Source organism: Pedobacter sp. JCM 36344 (assembly GCF_046546555.1).
Taxonomy (GTDB): domain Bacteria; phylum Bacteroidota; class Bacteroidia; order Sphingobacteriales; family Sphingobacteriaceae; genus Pedobacter.
Genome location: NZ_JBKHKK010000005.1, coordinates 185,968 through 210,720 on the forward strand (window position 1 = coordinate 185,968; position 24,753 = coordinate 210,720).

Sequence of the window (24,753 nt, forward strand, 5' to 3'; positions counted from 1 at the left end):
ACGTAAAAAAGGATTGTTGTATACCTGATGGCATGGTTTTAGTTGTTATGCAAAAAGTTTTACTTTTCAAAATCGCTTAGGTTGAATAAATATATACGTAAAAGTTTAAAGGTTATACTTTGGATAGTCGCAAGTATTATCCTGTTGGTGGTATTGGTAGCCGTGTCGCTTAATATTCCAGCTGTACAAAACTTTGTTAAGGACAAGGCAATAACCTACTTGAAAAAGAAAACGAAGACAGAAGTTCGTCTGGAAAGCATCAAAATAGCGCTCCCCAAGGACGTGGTTTTGAACGGCTTCTACATCGAAGACTTAAAAGGAGACACCCTACTGTATGCACAGCGTTTGGCGGTGGACATTAGCCTGCTAAAACTTCTTAGCAATAAAGTAGAAATAAATAGCATTTCACTAGAAAAAATCAGGGCTAATGTAACCAGGATAGACCCTGATACATCTTTTAACTTCTCATTTTTAGTGGATGCTTTTATGACCGAGCAAAAGAAGCCGGATGAGATTGTGGCAAAAGATACTACTTCCACCCTTAAATTTTCAATTGATAAAGTCAGTTTCCAAGACATAGGCATCGTTTATCGTGACGATGTTGCAGGGAATGACCTAAGGCTAAACCTGGGGGAGTTTAAAGCTAAGCTGAAAGAGTTTGATCTGGCAAACCAACATTATGTAATAAATACGCTCTCACTTAAGAATACTGCCGTTAAATACCTGCAGCAAAAACCGCTTACTGTACTAGCTGCCAACCTTAAAAAAAGCATCGATACTGCAAATACGGAATCGGGGAAATTACCGCTCGTGGAGATCAATGACTTTGCCTTCAACAACATTAACATCAATTTTGATGATCAAACTTCTGGGACTGCGGCTGACGTAAAACTAAATAGTTTGCAGCTTACAAAGCTTTTTATCGATTTAACGAACAGCAATTATAAGGTTGGAGAAGGAAAGATTAACAATACCCTTCTAAACTTTAGCGCACCCGGTAATAAAACAAATGTAAACTTGAATGAGTTCTCATTAACGGAGCTGATTGCCGATGTTAAAAACGGTAAGTATAGTTTAAATGAAACTGTTTTAAACAAGTCAAATGTTGTCGTTGCAATGAGTCCCGTCAAAGGGGCTACATCTTCAAAAAACACGGACACAGCTGTCAAGTCAGCCACTTTGTCTCTGACAGTAAATAAGTTAAGTCTCGCCCAAAATAATATTCAGTTTGACAACACCACTGCTAAACCTACAAAAGGCATGGACTTCAATCATTTAAAGATTGGAAGTTTAGGTCTGGTAGCCGAAGCGCTAGGCTATAGCGATACATCTATCAGCGTGAATGTAAGGTCAGGCAGCTTTAAGGAGAAGAGCGGTTTCCAACTTACCAAATTGCAGGGAAATGTAGTTTATTCGGATAAGGCCATTAAAGTTCAGGGCTTTGAAGCCCGGACGCCGAATACGTTCATTCAAAATAATACAACGCTTAGCTACACAATGCTTGAGGACCTTACAAAGCATCCGGAACGGGTTAAAATAGCTATGTCGGTCAACAACACAACTATTGGTTTAAAGGATGTGGCATATTTTAGTGATGCTGTACCTGCAAATTACCGCAATGAAAAAGTCAAAGTGAGTGCCAGCCTGAGTGGCTACATGAATAATCTATCTATTCCTAAACTACAGGTTACTGGCTTAAAAAGCACCTTCATAGACGTTAGCGGTACAGTAAAAGGTTTGCCAGACATAAACAAAACCTATCTCGATCTTAATATTAAAAGATTTTCATTAACCAAAAGGGATCTACTAATTGTTATTCCACGAAAGGCCCTACCTGCATCGATCGAATTACCCAATGTTATTGCAGCAAATGGAAAATTCAAAGGTTCAATGACTAATTTCCAAACTGCCTTTAACATCAGGACCGACATGGGAGCGGCCAAATTAGTAGCCAATATGAAAGGTGCTAAAGGTAGAGAGCGGTATGCTGCCAATATAAGCCTGAATAACTTCAATGTTGGGCGTTTACTTAAAATGCAACCGAAGCTGGGCAGGATCACTGCGAAAGCAACAGTTAGTGGGATGGGCCTGGATGCTAAAAAAGCTTCAGCGAAGGTTAGCGCTCAAGTAGTCAGCGCCTATTATAACAAATATACATTTAGGGATCTAATGCTTAGTGGAACTTATGCTGCTGAAAAGCTTAACTTAAAAAGCAGCATGGCAGATACTAACGCTAACTTTAGCTTAATTGCTGCGGTGAATATGGCGGGTAAATATCCTGCAGTGAAAGCAGATTTAAACCTTAAACAAGTTGACCTGCAGCAACTGAACTTTAGTCCGACTGAATTCAGAATCGCTGGCTTGGTAAATGCTGATATTAAAACTGCAGATCCTGATTATCTGAACGGAGATGTGAGCATCAGGGGTTTACAACTAGTTAAAGAAGGTCAGAAATTCAACCTCGATACCGTAGACATACATTCTGAAGCCACTGCAGAACAAAACTTATTGACGCTTAAATCTGAAGTTTTAAGTGCCAAAATAGATGGTAAATATCAACTAACAAATCTTGGAAGCGCTGTTATCAACCAAATTAATAAATACTATCAATTCGGTGTCGTCACGAAGATCCCAGATCAGCGTGTTAGGTTTAGCATGAACTTTTATAACCCTAAATTCCTAAGCAACTTTGTTCCATCCTTGAAAACCTTCGCCCCTGCTAACATTAATGGTTTGCTGGATACACAAAAAGACAGTTTACTAATGAGGGCTTCTTTTCCTCAGGTCGTCTACGGCGATTACAAAGTCGATACTACTTTGCTAAACATCAACAATAGCAATCAAAAGTTAAACTATAAGCTTACGATCAAAAGTGTTCAAAGCCCGTCGATCGCATTATTTAACTCGGAAATCAGTGGAGATGCAGCCAACAACTTGCTTGGATTAAATGTGTTTTTAAGAGACAATCAGCGAAAAAACAAATATGTTTTAGGTGGCACATTTAAAAGTATAAACAAAGATTTTCAGTTTAGCTTTGACCCTAACAAGTTGCTGTTAGACTACCAAAAATGGATGGTTTCTCCAGATAATTACTTACAGTTCGGGCAATCGGGAATTCTGGCGCATGAGTTTAATCTTAGTCAGGGCAATCAGATGTTAAGAATCAATAGTACAGACAATACACCAAACTCGCCGGTGAAAGTTGAATTGAAAGATTTTAGAATTGAAACCCTTACTAAGTTTGCTAAACAAGATAGTGCATTAGCTGGCGGTATTATCAATGGAACAGTAGATGTGAAGGACCTGGTGGGCAGTCCAAAGTTTGAAGCAAACATGACTGTAGACCAATTAAGGTATCAAAAAGATCAGCTTGGAACCCTGAGAATAGCAGTAAACAACAACACGGCCAATGCATTTGAAACAAACATTGCGTTGACTGGCGTACATGAACTTAGAGTGAATGGTTTTTATTATACCAATACGGAGAATGCATTAGATTTAACTGTAAACATAGATAAGATTGACCTAAAAGCTTTAGAGAGCCTATCGATGGGCCAGATTAGGAATGGGTCGGGTACCGTTACTGGCCAGCTAAGCGTGAAGGGATCTACAGCGGCACCAAGAGTTCTTGGAGATGTGAAGTTCAATCAGGCTGCCTTTACTGCTACATACGTTGGATCATATTTTAGAATGCCAAATGAGACCATTAGCTTTACTAATCAGGGGATAAATTTTAACGACTTTAACATCCTGGATTCATTGGGGAAAAAGGCTACTATCAGTGGTGGTGTACTTACAACTGACTATACGAACTTCAAGTTCAATATGAATATTGCCACTGATAATTTCAGGGCATTGAATTCTACATCTGCAGACAATGACATGATCTATGGTACTGTTTTTCTGACCAGTGACATCAAAGTTCGAGGCAACTTAAATCAGCCAAATGTTGATATGAACCTGAAGGTTGAGAAAGGTACGAAGTTCTTTTTTGCCATGCCACTAAGTGACCCTTCGGTTATTGATCAGGAAGGGATTGTTCAGTTCATTGATGCGGACGCTGCCCCTTATAATGGTCAAAAAGCATTAAAGGCCGACAGCATAAGTAGATCACCAATCAAAGGAATAAGTTTAAGTGCTAATCTGTTGATTGACCACGAAGCAGAACTGAACGTAGTTGTGGATCCATCAAATGGTGACGCCCTGAAAATAAGAGGAGATGCGAACCTGATTGCAACCATGGATCCGAGTGGCAAGACTAGCTTAACCGGTCGGTACGAAGTTAATGACGGATCCTACAATTTATCTGTAGGTCCACTTAAAAAAGCGTTCAAGTTTGTTAAAGGAAGCACCATTGTGTGGACAGGAGATCCGATGTCGGCCAACGTCAACCTCACTGCGCTATATGAGGTGAATGCGGCACCTATAGATCTGTTAAACGATCCACAAGACAATACCTTGAAAACGAAACTTCCCTTCCAGGTGTACCTCATTATGAAAGATGAGTTATTAAAGCCAACAATCTCCTTCCGTATAGATTTACCTGAAAACGAACGTGGTGCCAATCAGGGTCGGGTATATACAAAGCTTCAGCAGATCAATCAGGATACAAATGATTTAAATAAACAGGTTTTCGCATTGCTTGCTCTAGGCAGATTCATTGCAGACAATCCATTCCAAAGCCTTGCAGGCGGCGGTGGCGGTATTTCTTCATTGGCAAGATCTAGTGTGAGTAAATTGCTGACTGAGCAATTGAATAACCTTGCCTCAGACTTAATTACTGGTGTTGAATTGAACTTCGGCGTAAATACTTCTGAAGATTACTCGACAGGATCTTTAGAACAGAAAACTAATCTGGAAGTCGGATTGTCTAAAAAACTACTGAACGACAGGCTGACTGTAACAGTAGGTAGTTCATTCGGCCTGGAAGGCCCTCCTACTCAAAACCAAAACTCCACAAATATTGCGGGTAATGTAAATGTTGAATACGCATTATCTCAAGATGGAAGATATCGTTTGAGAGCCTATAGACGGAACCAGAACGAAGGAGTTGTAGAAGGCCAGATAATCGAGACTGGAGTTGGATTTGCCTTGGTGGTCGACTATAATAAGTTCAAAGAGATCTTTCAAAAGAAAGAGTCGAAAGCGCAGAGAAAGGCCAGAAAAGAGAAGAATAAGCAACGGGAGCAGGAGAATAAGAATAAAGAAGCACAAGACCAGAAATTAAAAAATGAAGAACCAGACTAGACTTTTAACATTCATCTTTCTATGCCTTGTTGTAGCCGGTTGTAGTAGTACAAGGGGTCTTAAGCCTGGGCAGATTTTATATACAGGAGCAGATGTTAAGATTAACCCTGACACTTCTTCAAGGATAGATGATGAAAAGTTCGTAAGAAACACGCTTAAAGCAAAAACTAGACCTAACCCGAACAAGTCCATTTTAGGCTTTAAGTATAAGCTGTTTTTTTACAACCTAGCTGGAGAGCCTAAGAAACCAAAAGGTTTTAAGCATTGGCTTAGAACGAAGTTAGGCGAACCCCCAGTACTTCTATCAGAGGTTAAAATTAAGTATAATAACGACGTATTGACCAGTTATTTGATTAGCCAGGGTTATTTGCAATCCGTTGTTACTGGCGATACTATAGTAAAAGGCATGAAGGGAAAAGCTGTTTATACGGCGCTAACCGGACAGAGGTACAAAATAAATAGTATTAGCTTCCCGAAAGACAGCGGCAACCTGGCAAATATTATCAACCAGAACAAAGACAAATCGCTATTGAAAGTTGGTGATTTCTATGATCTGGATACCTATAAAAATGAGCGTATCAGAATAGATAACGATCTGAAAGAACTAGGTTACTTCTATTTCAGTCCTGATTATTTAATTCTACAGGTGGATAGTACTATTGGAAAAAATCTGGTAGATATACGTGTGAGGGTAAAAAACATCGCCCCAGATGCGAGCCTGAAACCCTTTACTATAAAGAACATTAACATCTATCCCAATTATAGTTTACGCCGGGATAGCACGCTTAGAAAGCTTGATCCTATCCTTTTTCATGACTTCAATATTTATGATGATAGGAACACGTTTAAACCGGGGGTATTTGATAGATTGGTTTTCTTTAAAAAGAATGAGCTTTACAATAGAAGAGACCACAACTTATCCCTGAATAGGATGGTGAGTATTGGTGCTTTCCAAAATGTAAAAGTAGAGTTTCTTCCCCTGGATAGTTTTAAAAACGACCAACTTGATCTGAACATTTTTCTCAGCCCCCTTAAAAAGAACTCATTATCGTTTGGCGTGACTGGAACCAGTAAGTCGAACAATTTTGTAGGATCTGAACTGAAGTTAACACAAACTACCAGGAACCTATTTAGAGGCGCGGAGATTTTAGAGATTAGCGCAAGTGGGGGCTTTGAGACACAGGTTAGCGGAAAATCTGCACAGAACCTAAACTCTTACTCATTAACTGGAGAAGCTAAGTTAACCTTCCCAAGGTTTATCGTCCCTTTCATTAACCCAGGTTCTACCAATGGATTTATCCCTAAAACAATAACTTCTATTTCTTACCAATTACTAAACCGGGGTTCTTTGTATACTTTAAATAGCTTTAAGGGAGAATTTGGCTACAGCTTTAAAGAGAACCAATACAAAGAACACATCTTTAATCCAATATCAATTAATTATGTACAGCCGAGCATCAAACAGAAGGATACGGTTGCTTTATTTGATTCAATCCCCGGTTTAAGATATACCCTACAAAGGCAGTTGATTATTGGTAGTAATTATAATTTTACCTATACCAATCAAATGGATCAGTCGAGAAGGAATAACATGTATTTCAACGGATCGATTGAAACAGGCGGTAACGTTTGGGGCTTATTTACACCAAAAGACAATCAAGGCAGAAGATCTCTATTCGATGTTCCATTAAATCAATTTGTAAGACTGGAAGCAGATTTTCGGGATTACTTCAAGGTTAACCGAGGAGTTACCTGGGCCAACCGTTTAAACTTGGGATATGGCTATGCCTATGGCAGCAGTAGCTCCCTCCCATTTGTCAGACAATTTTTCGCAGGGGGTAGTAATGACATCCGTGCTTTTAAAGCAAGGTCGCTAGGCCCTGGTATTTTTAAGGTATCAGATACCGTAAGATTCGCAGATCAGGGTGGAGATATAAAGCTAATGTTAAACACAGAGCTTAGGTTTAAAATTGTTAGTGTTTTATATGGAGCCATATTTGCAGATGCAGGTAACGTGTGGTTAAGAAAAGAAGATCCAGCAAGACCTGGTTCAGAATTTAAAGCTAAAAACATTTTAAACGAACTAGCTGTTGGTACTGGAGCTGGTTTAAGGGTTGATGCGTCCATTTTTGTAATCAGACTTGATGTTGCCTTTCCCGTTAGAAAACCATACTTACCTGAAGGACAACGATGGGTATTTGATCAAGTATCTTTTGGAAGCAGTTCGTGGCGAAAAGAAAACTTAATTTACAACATCGGTATTGGTTACCCTTTCTAGACATTTTTATGACGGCATTACAAAAAACGAAGACCTTCTTTATATCACTGTATAACTTATTTATTGCGGCCGGAAAGGGCTTCATAGAAGATAGGGTAATGAAGCTCAGCGCTGCGCTCGCCTATTACACCATCTTTTCACTAACCCCTTTGATTATAATCGTCATCTCAGGAGCAACACTTTTCTTGGGAGATAAATTGAATCCAGGGTCACAGTTATTTTCTGAAATCAGCCAGATGGTCGGTTCAGATGCCGCCGCACAATTGAAGTCATTTGTTGATCAATCCAATCTAAGAGATAAAGGTACTTTTGGGCTCATAGTGGGGATAGGCACGCTTATTATCGGTGCTACTGCAATATTTATAGAAATACAGGATAGCATAAATATGATCTGGAAGGTAAAAGCTGTACCTAAAAAAGGGTGGTTGAAAATGCTCACCAATCGCCTGCTATCCTTTTCATTAATCGCTTCATTAGGCTTCCTGCTGTTAGTGTCGCTAATATTAAACAGCTTGGTAGTAGGTATTGGAGACAAGCTTTCAGGACTTTCTGAAAAAGTGGGTGTGGAGAGGGTTTCTGAACTGTTTATGTTAATCGTCACTAATGCCTTAACCCTGGCCGTAGTTACCGCAATATTTACGATTATTTTTAAGGTATTACCTGATGTAGACTTGAAATGGAAACCAGCGATTATGGGTGCATTGTTTACTGCTGTGCTATTCAGCCTAGGTAAGTACGTAATCGGCATTTATATCGAAAAAGGAAATCCGGGTTCCGCATTTGGGGCAGCCAGTTCCATAATCGTAATTCTGGTTTGGATTTACTATACCTCCATTATCTTATACTTCGGGGCAGAATTTACACAGGTATACACAGAAAAATATCATAAAGAAGGTATGAGGCCCAGTAAATACGCAGTGTATACTAGAATTATTATCGATGAGAGGGAAGTTAAAGTACTGCCTCCCCAACATCCTGAAGAGACCAATGCTAATGCTGATAAGCCTGACAAAACTTAAGCAGATTCAGCCAGGTTTTCCTCGTCAACCACGTCATGCATTACGGCTGCAGTGCCTGCATCTTCCGTTGCTGAAACAAGTTCTTCAACTGTATCTTTTTCTACCCTGAGATTCCTGATGATGTGTTGCTGCCTGTCTGGAGTGTTTTTACCCATATAATATTCAAGCAAGTTCTTTATGGTCTGGTCTTTCAAAATAACTGGATCCAATCTGATGTCCTTACCAATAAATAAGCCAAATTCATCTGGAGAAATTTCCCCTAGTCCCTTAAATCGTGTAATCTCAGGCTTGTTTCCGAGCTTTTCAATCGCTCTTTTACGCTCATCATCGCTGTAACAATAAACGGTTTCTTTCTTGTTACGCACCCTAAACAATGGCGTTTGAAGGATGTAGACGTGCCCTGCACGCACAAGATCAGGGAAAAACTGCAGAAAGAAAGTCATCATTAGTAACCGGATATGCATGCCGTCAACATCTGCATCTGTAGCAATTACAATGTTGTTATAATGCAAACCTTCCAGGCCATCCTCAATGTTTAACGCATGCTGTAGTAAGTTAAACTCTTCATTCTCGTAAACAACTTTTTTGGTCAGCTCATAACAATTCAACGGCTTTCCTTTTAAGCTGAATACTGCCTGACAATCCACATCCCGGGATTTGGTGATTGACCCTGATGCTGAATCACCCTCTGTGATAAATAGCGTGGTCTCATATCGCTTGTCGTGTGTAGTATTGAAATGAACCTTACAGTCTCTCAGTTTTTTGTTATGCAATGAGGCTTTTTTAGCTCTGTCATTCGCCAGCTTTTTAATACCTGCGATGTCCTTACGTTCCCGCTCTGACTGCATAATCCTTTTCAACAAGGCATCGGCAACATTACCATGTTTGTGCAGGTAGTCATCAAGTTCCTTTTTAACGAAATCGTTGATGAATGTTCTTACAGATGGACCATCTGGGCCCATATTTTGTGAACCGAGTTTTGTCTTGGTTTGCGATTCAAACACTGGCTCCTGTACGCGTACAGATACGGCAGCAATGATTGAAGCCCGAACATCTGAAGCATCGAATTCTTTCTTGTAAAACTCTCTTATCGTTTTAACCACAGCCTCTCTAAAAGCGGCCTGGTGTGTACCCCCCTGAGTGGTATGCTGACCATTAACAAAAGAATGGTAGTCTTCACCATACTGCTGCCCATGAGTCATTGCGACCTCAATATCATTACCTATCAGATGAATGATTGGATAACGCAGCTCTTCAGGCTTGTTGAACTTGGAAAGCAAGTCATAAAGACCCCTTTCAGAAAAGTATTTTTGGTTATTGAAATTTACCGTAAGTCCAGTATTCAGGAACACATAGTTCCAGATCATGCTTTCTACAAAATCAGCGATGTAATGGTAGTTCCTAAAAATGCTTTCATCAGGATAAAAAGTGATGGAAGTACCGTTACGCTGCGTAGTATCCAGAATATCATAGTCCTGAATGATTTCGCCTCTTGAAAACTCTACTTTCTTGGTTTTTCCATCACGGTAAGCCTGTACAACAAAATTGGTGGATAATGCATTTACAGCTTTTGTACCTACCCCGTTCAGACCTACAGATTTCTGAAAGGCATTACTATCGTATTTACCCCCTGTGTTGATCTTAGAAACGCAATCTATAACCTTCCCTAAAGGGATGCCACGACCGTAGTCACGAACGTTAACTTTAGCATCTGAAACAGTAATGTCTATGATTCTGCCTGATCCCATCACGAATTCATCAATTGAATTGTCGACGATTTCCTTTAGCAGTACATAAATCCCATCATCCTGCGCAGAACCATCACCAAGTTTGCCAATATACATACCAGGACGCAATCTAATGTGTTCTTTCCAGTCGAGAGATCGAATACTATCGTCGTTATAAATTGGTTCTGCCATGATGTTTGAGTGTTTTACAAAACTAACCGAATATCCTTTGCTATCAACCACAAAGTTTCAACAAATACACATTTTCGTGTATATTCAACAAATCAAAACTGACTTGATGGAAAGCAAAAAACAACTCTCCTTATTCGACCTGTCGATGATCGTGGTGAGCCTTGTTATTGGTATGGGAATTTTCAGAACCCCTGTAAATGTTGCTAAAGCAGCACAGATTCCAGAACTGTTTTTTCTAGCATGGATCGCAGGTGGGTTTATCGCTTTATGTGGAGCGTTATCCTATGCGGAGATTGGTTCCAGGTTTCCTGTTACTGGAGGATATTACAAGATCTTCTCTGAGTTTTATCATCCTTCCATAGCTTTTGCGATCAACTGCATCATTGTGGTATCCAATGCTGGCTCTGTTGCTGGGGTGTCTATCATCGGAGCTGAGTATTTTAGCAAAGTGATCTTACCTGCGGAAATGCAAACTGAAACTTTTAGAATTATCATTGCAGCGGTTACCATTGTGTTATTTTACTTTCTGAACTTGCTGGGTCTAAGGGTGAGTTCTAAAGCACAGAATGTGCTCTCTATCATCAAGATGGGGATGGTACTTACCTTGATTGGATCTGTGTTTTTTGGTGCAAATGCCGGGACTGCTGTTCCCATGTTTAAAACTTCCTCCGGACTTGCCCCAACCTGGGTTGATTATGGAAAAGCCCTGGGTGTTTGCTTAATTGCTATTTCTTTCACATTTGGTGGCTATCAACAAACAATCAATTTTGGTGGCGAGATTAAGAATGCGAAGAAGATATTACCTAAAGGAATTATAATCGGCCTTGCCATCATTATCACTTTGTACATGGCGATCAATTATGCTTATGTAAAAGTGATCGGCTTTGAGCAACTGAAGTCTGCAGAAAGCATTGCAGCTATACTTGCAGGAAAAATATTTGGTCCGATGGGCTTTACGCTACTTTCTGGCTTAATCTACCTATCTGTACTAGGCTATGTCAACGTTAACCTGCTAAGTAATCCAAGAGCCATGTATGCCATGGGCGAAGAAAAGGCACTCCCAACCTTTTTCACTAAAAAGAGCAAGAAAACAGACGTTATGTATGTGAGTTTAACTGTGTTCGCACTAATTGCGATCCTGACATTGTTCTATGCGCAAACATTTGATAGGATCCTAAACTATACGATATTTTTAGATTGCATAGGGATGGCAACTTCAGTAGGGACGATTTTCTTTCTTAGGAAAAGAACAGCAAATATTGACAAGAGCACTATTTTTACCATGAAACTCTATCCGTTATTGCCATTAATATTTATAGCTGCCTACCTTTTTGTAGCAATCAGTATTTACAACGACGATCCTGAGGCCGCCACTAATGGACTCTTGATCTTTGCGGCATTCATCCTGATCTATTTTATAAACAAAATTTTAAATAGCCGCAAAAGCAACACGAACTATCCATAATTGGGATCAGTTTGGGAATGATGGGCTGGTACTGAGCTCATAAGCAAAAACCGAAACTAATCCGTACCTTTGTCGCCGAGCTGTTTAAAGCTCATTTTATTCATTAAACATAAGAACATTGTTATTCGAAGAATTAAACCTGATTGAGCCAATTTTAAAAGCGCTACAGTCAGAAGGTTACACACAACCTACCCCCATACAAGAACAATCCATCCCTAGTATATTACAAAACAGAGATCTTTTAGGCTGTGCCCAGACAGGTACAGGCAAGACTGCTGCTTTTGCGATCCCGATGTTACAGCTATTGAGCAAGCCACATCTAAATACTAAAGTCCATAAATCAATTAAAGCATTGGTGCTGACTCCAACCCGTGAGCTAGCTATCCAAATTGAGGAAAGCTTTAAGGCTTATGGAAAAAACTTACCAATCCGTCATTTGGTAATTTTTGGTGGCGTCGGCCAGAAAAGTCAAACAGATGCTTTGCATCGAGGAGTAGACATTTTGGTGGCAACTCCAGGAAGACTTTTAGACTTGATGAATCAGGGTTTTATCAACCTCCGCGATGTTGAGATCTTTGTTCTTGATGAAGCCGACAGGATGTTGGACATGGGATTTATCCATGATGTAAAAAAGGTAATTGCAAAATTGCCAGCTCAAAGACAAACTTTATTCTTTTCGGCGACTATGCCTAAGGAGATTCAAACTTTGGCTAACACCATTCTTACCAACCCTGTTAAAGTGGAAGTTACCCCGGTATCTTCTACAGCAGAGAAGATACAACAAGAAATTTTCTATGTAGATAAGAACGATAAAAAGAACTTACTAATCCATATTCTGGGCGATAAATCCATTCAGACGGCGCTAGTATTTACCCGTACCAAACATGGAGCAGATCGTATCGTTAAAGATCTGATCAAAGTAGGTGTTAAAGCGGAAGCCATTCACGGGAATAAATCTCAAAATGCGAGACAGCGTGCATTGACCAACTTCAAAGCGAAGATCACACGTATTCTTGTGGCTACGGACATTGCTGCACGTGGAATCGACGTTGATGAACTGACTCATGTAATTAACTATGAACTACCGAATGTTCCGGAAACTTATGTTCACAGAATTGGTAGAACTGGCCGCGCAGGCCTTAGTGGTATAGCACTATCTTTCTGTGATGGTGAAGAAAAAGAGTTTCTTGATGATATTGAAAAACTGATTGGATTAAAACTACCTGTTACGGAAGACCATCCTTTTGCCATGAGCTGGCAGAGCCTTTTAAGTGGCGCTGCTGCGGCGAAAGCCAATGGAAAAGCTAAGCCTCAGAGAGGTGCAAGACCTGAACGTAGCGGTGCGCCAAAATCGAGTGCTCCAAGATCAGATAGAGCTGACCGCCAACCTAACCTTAGTGGAGCGAAAAGAACGCCGAGCAGTGGTAGCAGGAGGTGGAGTGGAAAGAAGACTTCCAGCTAAGGTTGATAAAATAAGCCATTCTATTCCAAGGCTGAAGACTTTTGCTCCCTGAAAAAGGAAGCAAAAGTCTTCGAGGCCTTTCCATAGAAGACATATTTTACTCTAGCGGGAATGTTAGGGAAAAATTGAAAGGGAAGGGATTTTTAACTTTAGCTGCTTCCCTTTTTTGCCAAGAAAATTATGTTTTCTCAGAGAAGGCCTAGCGTCATTGCGCTTCTTCAGCGCAATTATGCAGACTTCGGAGAGAATGCTTAATTTTACCTTTAAGTTTTGCGTATCCGGATTATATGCATCCAGTGCATCACCTTCATTAAAGGATAAGTTGGATCCAGTTCAAACCAACGGGATGCAAAATTCGGACTATTAGGCTTTTTATGATGATTGTTCTGAAACAATTCACCCATCATCAGAAAGTCTAAAGGAATTGAATTTTTGCTATGGTCATTATTGTCGTGATTAGAATACCCATATTTGTGGCCGCACCAGTTAACAATTGCGCCATGCAATGGACCCATAAGGAAGTGAATAGGCAACAAAAGGAACATCCACCAGGCAGTTGCGAAGGTGACATAGAACCAAATGTAAAAACCTATAAAAATCATCCGTGTGACCCAGGAGTCTCCAATTTTATCAATAATTGGCCATGATGGATAATTATCCCTAAACTGCTCCTCCGGTTCGTGATTAAACTTAGCGTAGTTTAAATAGATATTCTTAGTCTGTATCATCATTCCCCATACGTCCTTTACAAAGTGTGGCGAATGCGGATCTTTCTCTGTATCACTAAAAGCATGGTGCATACGGTGAAGTATCGCGTAAGCTCTTGGATTTAAGAATGAAGATCCCTGAGATAGAAATGTAATGGTGTAAAAAAACTTCTCCCAAAAGCCATTCATTTTAAACATTTTATGAGAAGCATATCGATGAAGGAAGAAAGTTTGAGAGAATAGGGAAAGGAACCAGTGTGTTAAAAAAAATAGTAAAATAATCATATATATATAACGCAGAATTTATGTGTTTAGATGTTTCTATCTACCAAAATCGTCTTGAACCCTTACAATATCGCTCTCATCTGATGGCTTATCAAGATCAGTGTGCTGCCAGATTTCAGAAACAATTCCCCAGTCATCCAATCCAATTAGACGGTGTCTTTCTCCTTGCTTTAATTTGATTGAAGCTCCCGGAGCAAGCTTTTGCAAAGCACCCTCTTCGTCGGTTTCGCTTGTTATCACACCAACTGTGCCATTTACTACTCTCCATACCTCAGCACGACGGTGATGGTATTGCCAGGATAGACGAGTATTTGGAGCAACAATAAGAATTTTAGGACTCAATTTTCCGGAAATTCTTAGGTCTTCAACATTCAATCCCTCAAAATAGATATTCGCAAACTGTTGAGCCTGATCTTCATCAATAACAAAGAATCCTCCCCATGGACGAGTTTCATCGCGGTTTACAACATTAAATCCTTCAATCTTTAAACGTTGTGCCACGCCGTCAAATATTTCTTTTTTCTGATCTGCCATTTATATAGGTATTATTTAATTCCCAAACTTAGGTAAAACTGCTATAGGTTTCATAACTGCTTTTAAAAAAATTGAAGATTAGGCATTTCTAGAAAGCTTATCAATTTTTAGTAAATCTCCATTAAGATGATGAATGAGACCATTTAACAACGATATGTTTTTATTGTCCGACGGAACTTCTTCCATACAAAAACTCGAATACTTGTCAAAGAAGTCGTCATATATGTGATCCGGAACGTCAATAACTTTCAAATCCAGCTGACAGGTAGCGTGGTAAAGGAGCTGGGCTATCGAAAGATAGACAGCATTTAGAGTGGTCACCATCTCGCCGTAATTTCTGCTCTCCCAATCAATAATGTAGGCGTAGAAATAATCTGATGCGAGTTCATTGAATTCTTCATTCTCCATAACCTCCAACTCATCCAGACCATTAATTAGGTAATAAGTTGTCATACAGGTGATCACACGATCTACAGATACTAAAAGCAACTGCACAACAGGATCATTTACGTTTTCCAGAAGTTCGAAGTCATCCGCATCAATGGACTCAGGATCCACTAAATCTTTAAGATCCATTAGATCTCCCTCAAAAGCCAATATAAAGGCGTTTTTAGAAAGCTCATTGACTACAAAACCTAGCGTATGAGGTACAGAACCGATAATGGCTTCTTCCACTTTATAGAACATTTTAATGAAAAAGGGTTTTGATAGCAATCAAAACCCTTTAAACGAGACAATAAATTTATTATTTGGACAATTGAGCATTAATACGTCTTACGATGTAGTCAATGTCAAATGGCTTGCTAATGTAGTCGTTGGCACCCGCGTCAAGGCTAATCTGTTTGTTTTGATCGTTAGCAGACATTACAATGATCGGAATATGTTTTGTAAATAAATCATTTTTTAAATCTTTACATATGCTGGCACCGTCTCCATCTGGTAGCATCACATCCAGTATAAATAAATCAGGAACAGAGTCCTTTAATTTAGTCTTTAATTCGGCAAATGTTGACGAGAGTTGTAATTCATAACCTTCATCTTTGAGCAAAACTCCAATAATGTATCTGATATCTTCGTCATCTTCAAGTACATGTATTCTTTTAATCATAATTTGATTTGGCTTTATGTGGATTAGTTATAGTTACTAGCAACAACTTTGCCATTATTTCGCATTTATCCAGGCGGTGATATCGTCAATCAATAGAGAAGAAACATTACCAGGCTTTAAATATTGTTCTCTTGAACCCTTTTCAGTTTGAGTACTTAATAAGTGGTTTAGGTCAAGGTAAGATTTCAATGTAACATTCTTGCGTTGACCAAAAGCCGCTTTCCATAGATCAAAATCTGCCATAGAAACTTGAAAGTCATTCCCCCCTTGTGCAATAAACATCCGCTGTTTCAATTTTTTGGCCATTTCGACCTGGTTATAGTTATTCAGATCAACCCAGTAGGATGCTGGCAAACCAAGTATTAGCGAGTCTGACTTAATAGTAGTTCCCAAGGTCGTTAGTTTTGACTTTGCAAATTCTACTTGTGCATCCGTCATTACCTGCTTACCTGCCGCAGTAGTATCTTTTGTTAAAGCATAAATATAGTTGTTCTGCTCAACAATCAGATCAGTTAGCTTTCTTGCAGGAGCAGCTAATAAAAGTACCCCATTTAAATCTGGGGCGAAACTAGCAATTCTAGGAGCCAGCATACCACCCAAACTGTGTCCCATCAAATACAATTGCTTTTTATTTACTCCGGGAATAGTTCTCGCTAACGCAATCGCTGCGAGTGCATCATCCAATACTTCTTCCTTTACGGTGAAAGTACCTATGAATTCATTAGGATAAACAATGGTTCTTTTAACATAGCGTATCGATGCAATTCCTTTTACAGCCAATCCAGCCGCCAAATCTTTAAATGGCTTATTCGGACCAACAGTTTCATCCATATCGCTTGGACCTGATCCATGAACCAAAACCACCAAAGGGTAATTAACTGCCTTTTTTGGTGTGGTAAGAATGCCTACAAGCTTATGCTTTTCGGTAGTAACATAAATTTCCTTTTCGCTATATAATGTAGTATCCGCATAGGAAGGCTTAATGTAATCCATCGAAGGAGATTTCGGTTGTAAGAACAAGCCCACAATCTTTTCAGTTTTATTGTAAGCAATTGTAAAATTTTGACCGTCGTTTGCAAATTTGCCCTCAACTGAAAGCACAAAAAGATCTCCCTGTGATTTGCTGCTCAAAATATTTACGGTCTGAAGCTTACCTAATTTTTCGGATATTGAAGTCCACATCTCCTGAAGCTTTGCTGCAGGCACTTTAGCTTGAAAGCTGGCATCGAAATATACGTATGCTTCTGTGTATTTTTCTTCCGACATCAGTGCAAAGAAGTCTTCAGTTTTCCCAAAAAGATTTAGCATTCCCTGAGAAAAAGCAGATGTAGTGGAAAGTAGAATAAAGAATAAAAGAATGGTCTTCTTCATGAATAAGTTTGAATGGTTAGCTATTAAAAATTAACTGTAACAAAGTTAGCAAAATTTAATAAGTATATTCCGGCATCAATTATCCAAATAGCGCGTGACGCCCCCCAAAGTATGAAATTTAATATTGATCAGCAGTCTTTAACGGATTTGAATATTTTCAGTTCTGCATCCAACGCTGAAGCTATAGTCGGTATATTCAAATTCACGAAAACGATAGGCGGCAAAGAGATGATCTATGAAATGATGAAAAACCCTTCGTCGGACATAAAATTTCTTTCGAACCGAGTAGCCGCGATCTCCTGGTTTTTAAAAGGACACATTATTTTAGAACTAAGCAACAATCAGCTCGATTTGATTGAGCATTACCTAAAACACAACAAGCGTCACCTAAAAGGAAATATTCTAGATGCTACAGTAGATTTTATACAGAATAAGTTCTCAGCGGGGGCAGATTACTACATTGTGGAAAGCGGGCTCAAAAATTTTTTAAAGCTGGCTCAATTTCTTGAGGAATATCTTCAGGTAGTCAGTGATACCGACTCCCCCGAAGGGTTGAAATTACAAGCAAAACGAATGGTAGAGATTCTTGCATTGCCTGCAATAAGGAAGATGATCTCTATTAAACCGCAAAAACTTAGATTTTATCACTTAAGTAGGTTGGACGGTGTGTTTAGAAAACAACATAAAAAAGAAATGACCGAACTATTGAGATTGGTTTACGAGCTGGACGTTTACGAAGCGCTAGCCTATCTAACCATGCACAAAGGTTTAAGCCTGCCTAGCTACTCGGAGAGTGACTGCGCGAACCTATCAATTAAGGAACTTTATCACCCTGGAATTATTAATGCAGTAACAAATAATGTAGAAATTCAGGAGCACAACAATATGACCTTTTTGACAGGATCAAATATGGCCGGGAAGTCGTCATTTTTGAAAGCAACAGGTTTATGCGTATATCTGGCTCACATTGGTTTTCCTGTTTTTGCTAAATCGATGCGCACGACGATTTTTAACGGGATGATCACCACAATCAATCTTCCTGATAACATCAACGATGGCTTGAGTCACTATTACACAGAAGTCAGACGCGTGAAAGAAACTGCCCTACAATTAAGAGATGGAGGAAGAGTGTTCGTGATCTTCGATGAACTGTTTCGAGGTACAAATGTGAAAGATGCTTTTGACGCCTCACTACTGATCATGAATGAACTGACCCAAGTAAAAAGCTCGGTTTTTTTGATTTCTACCCACATAGTTGAGCTTGCCGAAGAGCTAAAGACGCATAAAAACGTATCCTTTAAATACATGGACACTTTCTTTGAACACGACCGGCCCGTCTTTACCTACAAATTGATGGATGGGATTTCTAAAGAAAGACTAGGTATGTATATAGTTAAAAATGAAGGGATTGTGGAAATAATTCAGGAAGCTGCAAGAAATCATTAAGCACAAAAAAGCGGGAACATTCCACAGAACACTCCCGCCTCACAAATAATACTCGTGTCTATTTGGTATTTTTCTTTTCTGTAACCTCAGTACGGATTTCCTGAGCAAGGTTTTTCAAATCCTGCATCCCTTTTCTTACTCTGGTTCCAGCTGCACCGTTTCCAGAATTGTAAAATTTAGCTGCATCTGCTTCAACCGATGCTACCAGCTCTTTAAGTTTTGTGAAATTTTCCATGTTTATTTTTTTATAAGTGTGTCGAATATAGGTTTTTATCATTGAAACAAGCACTTCTTGCTAAAAAGTATTTTTTTTAATAAAGTCTAGCCGGCCATTTACTCTCGAGCTTAGGCTACGATGGAATCCAAAATGGGTGTAAGCAGCAGGCCGGATTGCGTATTGGGTGAGGTCCTAAAAGTAATGATAGATATCAAACAATTGACAATCCGGGCTTTTTGCAATTTTAATTTATCCAAATAGAAAAAAGGCAATAATCAAGGTGACAATAACATTGAATCCCTGAGCAATTAAGAACGCGTAAAACGGTTTCTTGCTATTCTTTCCAAAAAGATCTTTAAAGTTGGTTTCCAGCCCTATGCTAGTGAATGCCAAAGCGAACCACAGACCTTGCAAATTCTTTAAACTCCCTTTCACCGCAGAAGAAACTTCTGCTGGAACAAAAAATGAAAATACTAACGAAGCCACGATAAATCCGATAACAAATTTTGGAAAGCGTTCCCAAATCACTTTCAAGGTAGGTTTCGCTGCTTCTTCCTCCCCCATTGGATGTTTCTTATAAGTCCAGTACACTGAAATGGCGAAAGCCGCAATTCCAAGCAATACATTTTGAGAAAACTTCACAATCGTACTGATCTTCAAGGCCTCCTCACCAACCAAAGTACCCGAAGCGACTACCGCACCGGTTGTATCTATGCTACCCCCTAACCATGCTCCGGTTACTGCCTGAGGAAAATGAAAGTAGGCGGCGATATAGGGCATGAAAATCATCATTGGTATCGCGGTTATGAGCACCATGGAAATAACGTAAGAAAGTTTCTTGGAATCCCCCTTTATCGCACCAGACGTCGCAATTGCCGCCGATACACCACAGATAGACACCGCACTGGATATCATCATTGTGAGCTCATCATCTACTTTTAACTTTCTACAAAGCCAAAATGCAAAATACCATACCGACAGCACCACCACAAGGGCTTGAATCAGCCCCAAAGATCCTGCCTTCAGAATATCAGAGAAGATTACTGTAGTTCCCAGTAATACCAATCCAATCTTTACAAACAACTCGGTGGACAATGCTAACTTAAACCATTCCGGTAGTTTCATAAAGTTTCCAATGATCAGGCCTATCGTCAAACTAAAAATCACAGCCTCCAGGTTCAATGCTTTAATTTGGGCATTGCCAGCAAGCACTAGAGCTACCATGGTCAATAGATAAACCACAGGAAATGTCCTTAAGTTAGCAGCTACAGATTTCCCTGTTAAAAGGGTACCTAAAGTAGAAATCACGAGTACAAAAAGGAATTGCAAGCCTATAATTTGTAAATTACTCGTAGAGCATACAGTTGTTGATAGCTCTGCTCCCGTTTTCCAACTAAAAGAAGGTACAGGTAAAATAAGACCAATAAAGGCCAAAAGGATGATGAGTCCACCAAGGATGACGACTACCCAGTCCTCATGAATAGTTAACTTTTTTTGTACTGACATTATTAAATTTTATGTGGTTTATGTGTTAGTTCAATAGAAAAGATATCAATAAGCGCTTGTCTGGCGGCATGGTATCCGCACATTCCATGTACACCACCACCAGGAGGAGAAGACGAAGAGCAAATGTATAATCCTTTCGCGGAAGTTCGGTACGGTGAGCGCCTCAGTGCTGGCCTCGTAAAAAGCTGACCCAGATCAATTACCCCACCATTAATATCTCCACCAATATAGTTTGGATTATAAGCCTCGACTTCAGCCGTGTTCATTGAATGTTTCGCCAATATAAGTTCTTTAAAGCCGGGTGCAAATCGTTCCACCTGTTGCTCTATGATAGCTGTCATGTCTTTAGTAGATCCATTAGGTACATGGCAGTATGCCCAGGCAGTATGTTTTCCCTCAGGCGCACGCGTATCGTCAAAAAGACTTTGCTGAGCAAGTAATACATAGGGCTTTTCCGAATGCTGACCTTGCCAGGTTATTTTCTCCGACAATGAAATCTCTTCAATCGTATTGCCAAGATGAACGGTTCCAGCTTTTCGTGTCTCTAATGCAGTGAAGGGTATAGGGCCATTAAGCGCCCAGTCGATTTTGAAAACTCCCATACCATATCGGTAACGCTCCAGTTGCCATTTATATAGCGACGAAAACTTGTGCCCCGCAATTTGTAACAGCTGTTTCGGCGTAACATCAAAAAGCACGGTCTTGGCAGATGGAAGATCACTTAGACTTTTAACAAATTGCCCGGTTTGGATCCGCCCTCCCAGAGAAATGAAATACGAAGCTAAGGAATTGGCAATCTCTTTAGATCCCCCCTGAGGAATTGGCCAACCTTTAATATGTCCGGCCGTCATCAAGACAAGCGCAACCGCTGAGGTACTCAGGTTTGACAATGGCTGTATCGCATGTGCGGCCATGCCTGCCCACAGTCCCTTTGCTTCTTTAGTTTTAAAACGCTTTGCAAAATAACTTGCAGAGGTTAATGCCTTAAAACCAAATTGTGCCATTGCAATTGGATGTTTAGGAAAATGAAGTGGAGAAAGCACATCTGAAGCGATTAAGGGCCAGTCTCTCACTACCGGACTAAAAATATCCAGGTAAGCTTGCTCATCAGCCCCGAGTAGCCTCGCAGTTTCTTCTACAGAACTTGTAAGTACCGCTGCGGTGCCATCGTCAAACGGGTGGGCTGCGGCTAAGTCTGGTTGTATATAAATAAGCCCATGATCAGATAAAGGTAAAGTCTCAAAAAAAGGAGATCCTAATGCAAGTGGATGAATGGCTGAACATACATCGTGTACAAATCCAGGAAGTGTAAATTCAGCGGAAGTAAGTCCGCCCCCAATTACATCTTTACCTTCAATAAGTAACACAGATAACCCCTCTTGTCTTAAAGTAATAGCTGCCGCAAGCCCATTCGGGCCGGAGCCAACAACTATAGCATCGTATTCCGTATTATTCATTTATAAAAAATTGTTTTGCCATCGTGAAGATATACAATTTGTTTTAGCATTAATATTTTCCTAAACTGAAGGAACTTTCAGAGGTAAACCTATTTTCTTTCAAGTTTATCCATTATCAATAAGCTTTCCGGTAATCAAAGAACAACCATATCCGTCAGGGTTGCTAATAGCTAAACCAGAAAGTCGTACATTCACAACTGGCTTGGGATAACAGTTTTAGCGAGCCATTTAAACATGAATACAAAGATCGCAATGCTGACCATCGTCGGCTTCACCCTATTGTCTTTTACCAATTGTAGCTTTGTAAAAAATCTTAACCAATATGACCACGCAGCGGTAGTTACCGCTCACCCCGGAGCTACAACAGTTGGTTTGAACATTTTGAAAGGTGGTGGTAATGCCATTGATGCTACCATTGCTGTACAATTTGCTTTGGCGGTGGTTTACCCGAATGCTGGAAATATCGGTGGGGGTGGATTTATTGTCTATCGAGACAACAAAGGCATTTCGAACACCCTCGATTATCGTGAAAAAGCGCCAACAAACGTCTCCAAAGATATGTACCTGGACGAAAAAGGAAATGCCATAACTGATAAAAGTTTATTTGGGGCATTGGCATCCGGGGTTCCTGGTAGCGTAGACGGCATGGTACAAGCGCATACTAAGTATGGCAAGCTCGATTGGAAGAAGGACCTACAACCGGCGATCGACCTGGCAGAGAAGGGATTTCCCATCACTCCGCAACAGGCTGATGAACTTAATAGTCGCAAAGCCGATTTTCAAAAATACAACCAACTACCTGTTGCCTTTGTTAAAGAGGCACAGTGGAAATCAGGAGACCTACTGAAACAACCGGAGCTGGCAAAAACTTTAAAACTAATTCGTGATAAAGGTAGAGCCGGGTTTTACGAAGGCCCAATAGCCGCCGCCATAGTTTCCGCAATGAAGTACACGAAAGGTGTCATCTCCAAAGAAGACTTGAAAAATTATCATGCCGTTTGGAGAAAACCAGTAACCGGAATGTACCAGAATTATAAAGTTATTTCCATGCCACCTCCATCGAGTGGTGGGATAGCATTGCTGACTATGTTGAAACAGGTTAGTAAATACCCGCTAAAACGTTGGGGTTTTCAGTCCGACTCCACTGTCCAGCTAATAGTGGAAGCAGAACGCCGAGCTTATGCAGATAGGGCAACCTATTTGGGCGATCCTGATTATGTGAAAGTTCGCGAAAAAGAATTATTGGATTCGAATTACATCTTTTCCAGACTAGCTGATATGAGTTTTGACAAAGCTACTCCTAGTTCCCAGGTAAATCCGGGGAAAGTACCCGGTTACGAAAGCGAAGAGACCACACATTTCTCAATCGTTGACGGAGAAGGCAACGCAGTTTCTGCTACGACTACTTTAAATGGTTCCTATGGTTCTATGGTAGTGGTTGCAGGCGCTGGCTTTATTCTCAATAATGAGATGGATGATTTTTCAGTGAAGCCGGGCACACCTAATGTATACGGACTGGTGGGTGGGGCGGCAAACGCCATATCACCTGGTAAAAGAATGCTCAGCTCCATGACGCCAACGATCATCGAAAAGGATGGTAAGCTGGTCATGGTAGTAGGAACACCTGGTGGTTCAACGATCATTACCTCGGTTTTCCAAAGCGTCTTAAACGTTTTTGCTTTTGGCAAAAACATGCAGGAGGCAGTTTCTGCACCCCGCTTCCACCACCAGTGGTTACCCGACGAAGTATATGTGGAGACAGGTGCAATCTCAGAAGCCACCAGAAAAAGATTAACTTTGAAAGGTTATAAAATTGTTCAGAGAAGTGCAATTGGTCGTGTTGATGCGATCTTAGTGAAGCCTAATGGCAAGTTGGAGATAGGTGCCGATCCAAGAGGAAATGACACGGGAGGGGGATACTAGGTTCCCAATTTTTAAATAACAAACATAAAAATGGGTAAATACGCTTTAGTAACTGGGGCAAGTAAAGGTATAGGTCGTGAAGTTGCCATTCAACTTGCTAAACGAGGATATGATTTACTGCTAATAGCAAGGTCTGAAAACGAACTTCAGGAATTATCGGAGCATCTGAACTCCACCTATCACGTGAGTAGTTTCTATTTGGCGGCAGATCTGTCAACACCGGGAATGGCCGCGAAGGTCTCAGAATGGGCCAACAGTAAAACAACTTCCCTATCGGTTTTAATCAACAATGCAGGTTTCGGACTTTGGGGAAGTTTTGATGCTTTGCCAATTCATGCACAGATGGAAATGTTACAGCTCAACATCAATGCGGTGTTGGAGCTTACCCATCACTTATTACCTGGATTGAAAACACAGAAAGAAGCTTACATTCTAAACGTTGCGAGTACCGCCGCTTATCAAGCTATGCCATCCATGGCGCTTTATGCAGCAAGTAAGTCTTTTGTGCTTTCCTACAGCAGAGCGATTAGATACGAACTTAAAAATACGAATGTAGCAGTAAGCTGTCTTTCTCCAGGTCCTACCGCAACAGGATTTGGTAGTCGCGCAGGTCTGGATGCCTTCGCAGAATTGGCAGAAAAGTTCAATATGCCAGCTTCAGTCGTAGCGGAAATTGGAGTAAAAGGAATGTTTAAGAAGAAGCCTGAAATCATTGCAGGATTCTTAAATAAGATATCTGCTTATGGGGCCACATTTCTTCCAAAAGCACTTATCGAGCGCATTAGCGCAAATTTGTACCGATTATAAAT

At 40.2% G+C, this 24,753-nt stretch carries 17 protein-coding genes; 8 read left to right on the forward strand and 9 right to left on the reverse strand.

Annotated features, from left to right (window positions below):
* Positions 1-81 precede the first annotated feature (81 nt).
* Genes ACHFIZ_RS07050 through ACHFIZ_RS07060 form a run of 3 tightly spaced genes read left to right on the forward strand, consistent with a single transcriptional unit; the run spans position 82 to position 8,544 of the window.
* Positions 82-5,247 carry a translocation/assembly module TamB domain-containing protein gene (locus ACHFIZ_RS07050; protein ID WP_410884246.1) on the forward strand — a complete coding sequence of 1,722 codons (5,166 nt, stop codon included), beginning with the start codon at positions 82-84 and terminating at the stop codon, positions 5,245-5,247.
* Positions 5,231-7,525 carry a BamA/TamA family outer membrane protein gene (locus tag ACHFIZ_RS07055; protein ID WP_410884248.1) on the forward strand — a complete coding sequence of 765 codons (2,295 nt, stop codon included), beginning with the start codon at positions 5,231-5,233 and terminating at the stop codon, positions 7,523-7,525. Before ACHFIZ_RS07050 ends, ACHFIZ_RS07055 begins: the two co-directional genes overlap by 17 nt.
* A gap of 8 nt (positions 7,526-7,533) precedes the next feature.
* Positions 7,534-8,544 carry a YihY/virulence factor BrkB family protein gene (locus tag ACHFIZ_RS07060; protein WP_410884250.1) on the forward strand — a complete coding sequence of 337 codons (1,011 nt, stop codon included), beginning with the start codon at positions 7,534-7,536 and terminating at the stop codon, positions 8,542-8,544.
* Here ACHFIZ_RS07060 and ACHFIZ_RS07065 read toward each other — a convergent pair.
* On the reverse strand, positions 8,541-10,463 hold the full coding sequence (locus ACHFIZ_RS07065; RefSeq protein WP_410884252.1) for a DNA topoisomerase IV subunit B: 1,923 nt from the start codon (positions 10,461-10,463) through the stop codon (positions 8,541-8,543). The two genes, ACHFIZ_RS07060 and ACHFIZ_RS07065, sit on opposite strands and share 4 nt — an antisense overlap.
* 106 nt (positions 10,464-10,569) lie before the next feature.
* Here ACHFIZ_RS07065 and ACHFIZ_RS07070 point away from each other — a divergent pair, with 106 nt between their 5' ends.
* Together ACHFIZ_RS07070 and ACHFIZ_RS07075 are read left to right on the forward strand one after the other, a co-directional pair.
* Complete coding sequence (locus ACHFIZ_RS07070; RefSeq protein ID WP_410884254.1) at positions 10,570-11,928, forward strand: APC family permease; 1,359 nt, start codon at positions 10,570-10,572, stop codon at positions 11,926-11,928.
* Between the two features lie 118 nt (positions 11,929-12,046).
* A complete protein-coding gene (locus ACHFIZ_RS07075) occupies positions 12,047-13,390 on the forward strand; it encodes a DEAD/DEAH box helicase (RefSeq protein WP_410884256.1) in 1,344 nt (447 codons plus the stop codon).
* A gap of 263 nt (positions 13,391-13,653) precedes the next feature.
* On the opposite strand, the gene ACHFIZ_RS07080 is transcribed toward ACHFIZ_RS07075, so the two are convergent.
* The 5 genes from ACHFIZ_RS07080 to ACHFIZ_RS07100 all read right to left on the reverse strand — a co-directional run bounded on the left by ACHFIZ_RS07080 (position 13,654) and on the right by ACHFIZ_RS07100 (position 17,395).
* The gene (locus ACHFIZ_RS07080) at positions 13,654-14,382 is read right to left on the reverse strand and encodes an acyl-CoA desaturase (RefSeq protein WP_410884258.1); all 729 of its coding nucleotides are present in this window, start codon (positions 14,380-14,382) and stop codon (positions 13,654-13,656) included.
* 36 nt (positions 14,383-14,418) lie between these two features.
* Positions 14,419-14,916, reverse strand: a complete 498-nt coding sequence (locus tag ACHFIZ_RS07085; protein WP_410884260.1) for a phosphoheptose isomerase — start codon at positions 14,914-14,916, stop codon at positions 14,419-14,421.
* Between the two features lie 78 nt (positions 14,917-14,994).
* Complete coding sequence (locus tag ACHFIZ_RS07090; RefSeq protein ID WP_410884262.1) at positions 14,995-15,603, reverse strand: hypothetical protein; 609 nt, start codon at positions 15,601-15,603, stop codon at positions 14,995-14,997.
* Positions 15,604-15,661: 58 nt separating this feature from the next.
* Complete coding sequence (locus ACHFIZ_RS07095) at positions 15,662-16,024, reverse strand: response regulator transcription factor (protein WP_410884264.1); 363 nt, start codon at positions 16,022-16,024, stop codon at positions 15,662-15,664.
* Between the two features lie 54 nt (positions 16,025-16,078).
* Positions 16,079-17,395 (reverse strand): DUF3887 domain-containing protein, encoded by a 1,317-nt coding sequence (locus ACHFIZ_RS07100; protein WP_410884266.1) that lies wholly within the window; start codon positions 17,393-17,395, stop codon positions 16,079-16,081.
* 111 nt (positions 17,396-17,506) lie between these two features.
* On the opposite strand from ACHFIZ_RS07100, the gene ACHFIZ_RS07105 reads away from it, so the two are divergent.
* Positions 17,507-18,841, forward strand: a complete 1,335-nt coding sequence (locus ACHFIZ_RS07105; protein WP_410884268.1) for a MutS-related protein — start codon at positions 17,507-17,509, stop codon at positions 18,839-18,841.
* Between the two features lie 58 nt (positions 18,842-18,899).
* On the opposite strand, the gene ACHFIZ_RS07110 is transcribed toward ACHFIZ_RS07105, so the two are convergent.
* The 3 genes from ACHFIZ_RS07110 to ACHFIZ_RS07120 all read right to left on the reverse strand — a co-directional run bounded on the left by ACHFIZ_RS07110 (position 18,900) and on the right by ACHFIZ_RS07120 (position 22,021).
* Positions 18,900-19,076, reverse strand: a complete 177-nt coding sequence (locus tag ACHFIZ_RS07110; RefSeq protein ID WP_410884270.1) for a histone H1 — start codon at positions 19,074-19,076, stop codon at positions 18,900-18,902.
* A 231-nt stretch (positions 19,077-19,307) separates the two neighbouring features.
* Positions 19,308-20,564 carry a YeiH family protein gene (locus ACHFIZ_RS07115; protein WP_410884272.1) on the reverse strand — a complete coding sequence of 419 codons (1,257 nt, stop codon included), beginning with the start codon at positions 20,562-20,564 and terminating at the stop codon, positions 19,308-19,310.
* A 2-nt stretch (positions 20,565-20,566) separates the two neighbouring features.
* Complete coding sequence (locus ACHFIZ_RS07120) at positions 20,567-22,021, reverse strand: phytoene desaturase family protein (protein WP_410884273.1); 1,455 nt, start codon at positions 22,019-22,021, stop codon at positions 20,567-20,569.
* A 234-nt stretch (positions 22,022-22,255) separates the two neighbouring features.
* Here ACHFIZ_RS07120 and ggt point away from each other — a divergent pair, with 234 nt between their 5' ends.
* Both ggt and ACHFIZ_RS07130 read left to right on the forward strand, forming a co-directional pair.
* Complete coding sequence (gene ggt / locus ACHFIZ_RS07125; RefSeq protein WP_410884275.1) at positions 22,256-23,944, forward strand: gamma-glutamyltransferase; 1,689 nt, start codon at positions 22,256-22,258, stop codon at positions 23,942-23,944.
* Positions 23,945-23,974: 30 nt separating this feature from the next.
* A complete protein-coding gene (locus ACHFIZ_RS07130) occupies positions 23,975-24,751 on the forward strand; it encodes an SDR family NAD(P)-dependent oxidoreductase (protein WP_410884277.1) in 777 nt (258 codons plus the stop codon).
* Positions 24,752-24,753 lie beyond the last annotated feature (2 nt).

Excerpts from the sequence above, each read along its gene's own strand:
- ACHFIZ_RS07055 (WP_410884248.1), top strand. The coding sequence starts at position 5,231 with ATGAAGAACCAGACTAGACTTTTAACATTCATCTTTCTATGCCTTGTT.
- ACHFIZ_RS07060 (WP_410884250.1), top strand. The coding sequence starts at position 7,534 with ATGACGGCATTACAAAAAACGAAGACCTTCTTTATATCACTGTATAAC.
- ACHFIZ_RS07065 (WP_410884252.1), bottom strand. The coding sequence starts at position 10,463 with ATGGCAGAACCAATTTATAACGACGATAGTATTCGATCTCTCGACTGG.
- ACHFIZ_RS07070 (WP_410884254.1), top strand. The coding sequence starts at position 10,570 with ATGGAAAGCAAAAAACAACTCTCCTTATTCGACCTGTCGATGATCGTG.
- ACHFIZ_RS07080 (WP_410884258.1), bottom strand. The coding sequence starts at position 14,382 with ATGATTATTTTACTATTTTTTTTAACACACTGGTTCCTTTCCCTATTC.
- ACHFIZ_RS07085 (WP_410884260.1), bottom strand. The coding sequence starts at position 14,916 with ATGGCAGATCAGAAAAAAGAAATATTTGACGGCGTGGCACAACGTTTA.
- ACHFIZ_RS07090 (WP_410884262.1), bottom strand. The coding sequence starts at position 15,603 with ATGTTCTATAAAGTGGAAGAAGCCATTATCGGTTCTGTACCTCATACG.
- ACHFIZ_RS07095 (WP_410884264.1), bottom strand. The coding sequence starts at position 16,024 with ATGATTAAAAGAATACATGTACTTGAAGATGACGAAGATATCAGATAC.
- ACHFIZ_RS07100 (WP_410884266.1), bottom strand. The coding sequence starts at position 17,395 with ATGAAGAAGACCATTCTTTTATTCTTTATTCTACTTTCCACTACATCT.
- ACHFIZ_RS07105 (WP_410884268.1), top strand. The coding sequence starts at position 17,507 with ATGAAATTTAATATTGATCAGCAGTCTTTAACGGATTTGAATATTTTC.
- ACHFIZ_RS07110 (WP_410884270.1), bottom strand. The coding sequence starts at position 19,076 with ATGGAAAATTTCACAAAACTTAAAGAGCTGGTAGCATCGGTTGAAGCA.
- ACHFIZ_RS07115 (WP_410884272.1), bottom strand. The coding sequence starts at position 20,564 with ATGTCAGTACAAAAAAAGTTAACTATTCATGAGGACTGGGTAGTCGTC.
- ACHFIZ_RS07120 (WP_410884273.1), bottom strand. The coding sequence starts at position 22,021 with ATGAATAATACGGAATACGATGCTATAGTTGTTGGCTCCGGCCCGAAT.
- ggt (WP_410884275.1), top strand. The coding sequence starts at position 22,256 with ATGAATACAAAGATCGCAATGCTGACCATCGTCGGCTTCACCCTATTG.
- ACHFIZ_RS07130 (WP_410884277.1), top strand. The coding sequence starts at position 23,975 with ATGGGTAAATACGCTTTAGTAACTGGGGCAAGTAAAGGTATAGGTCGT.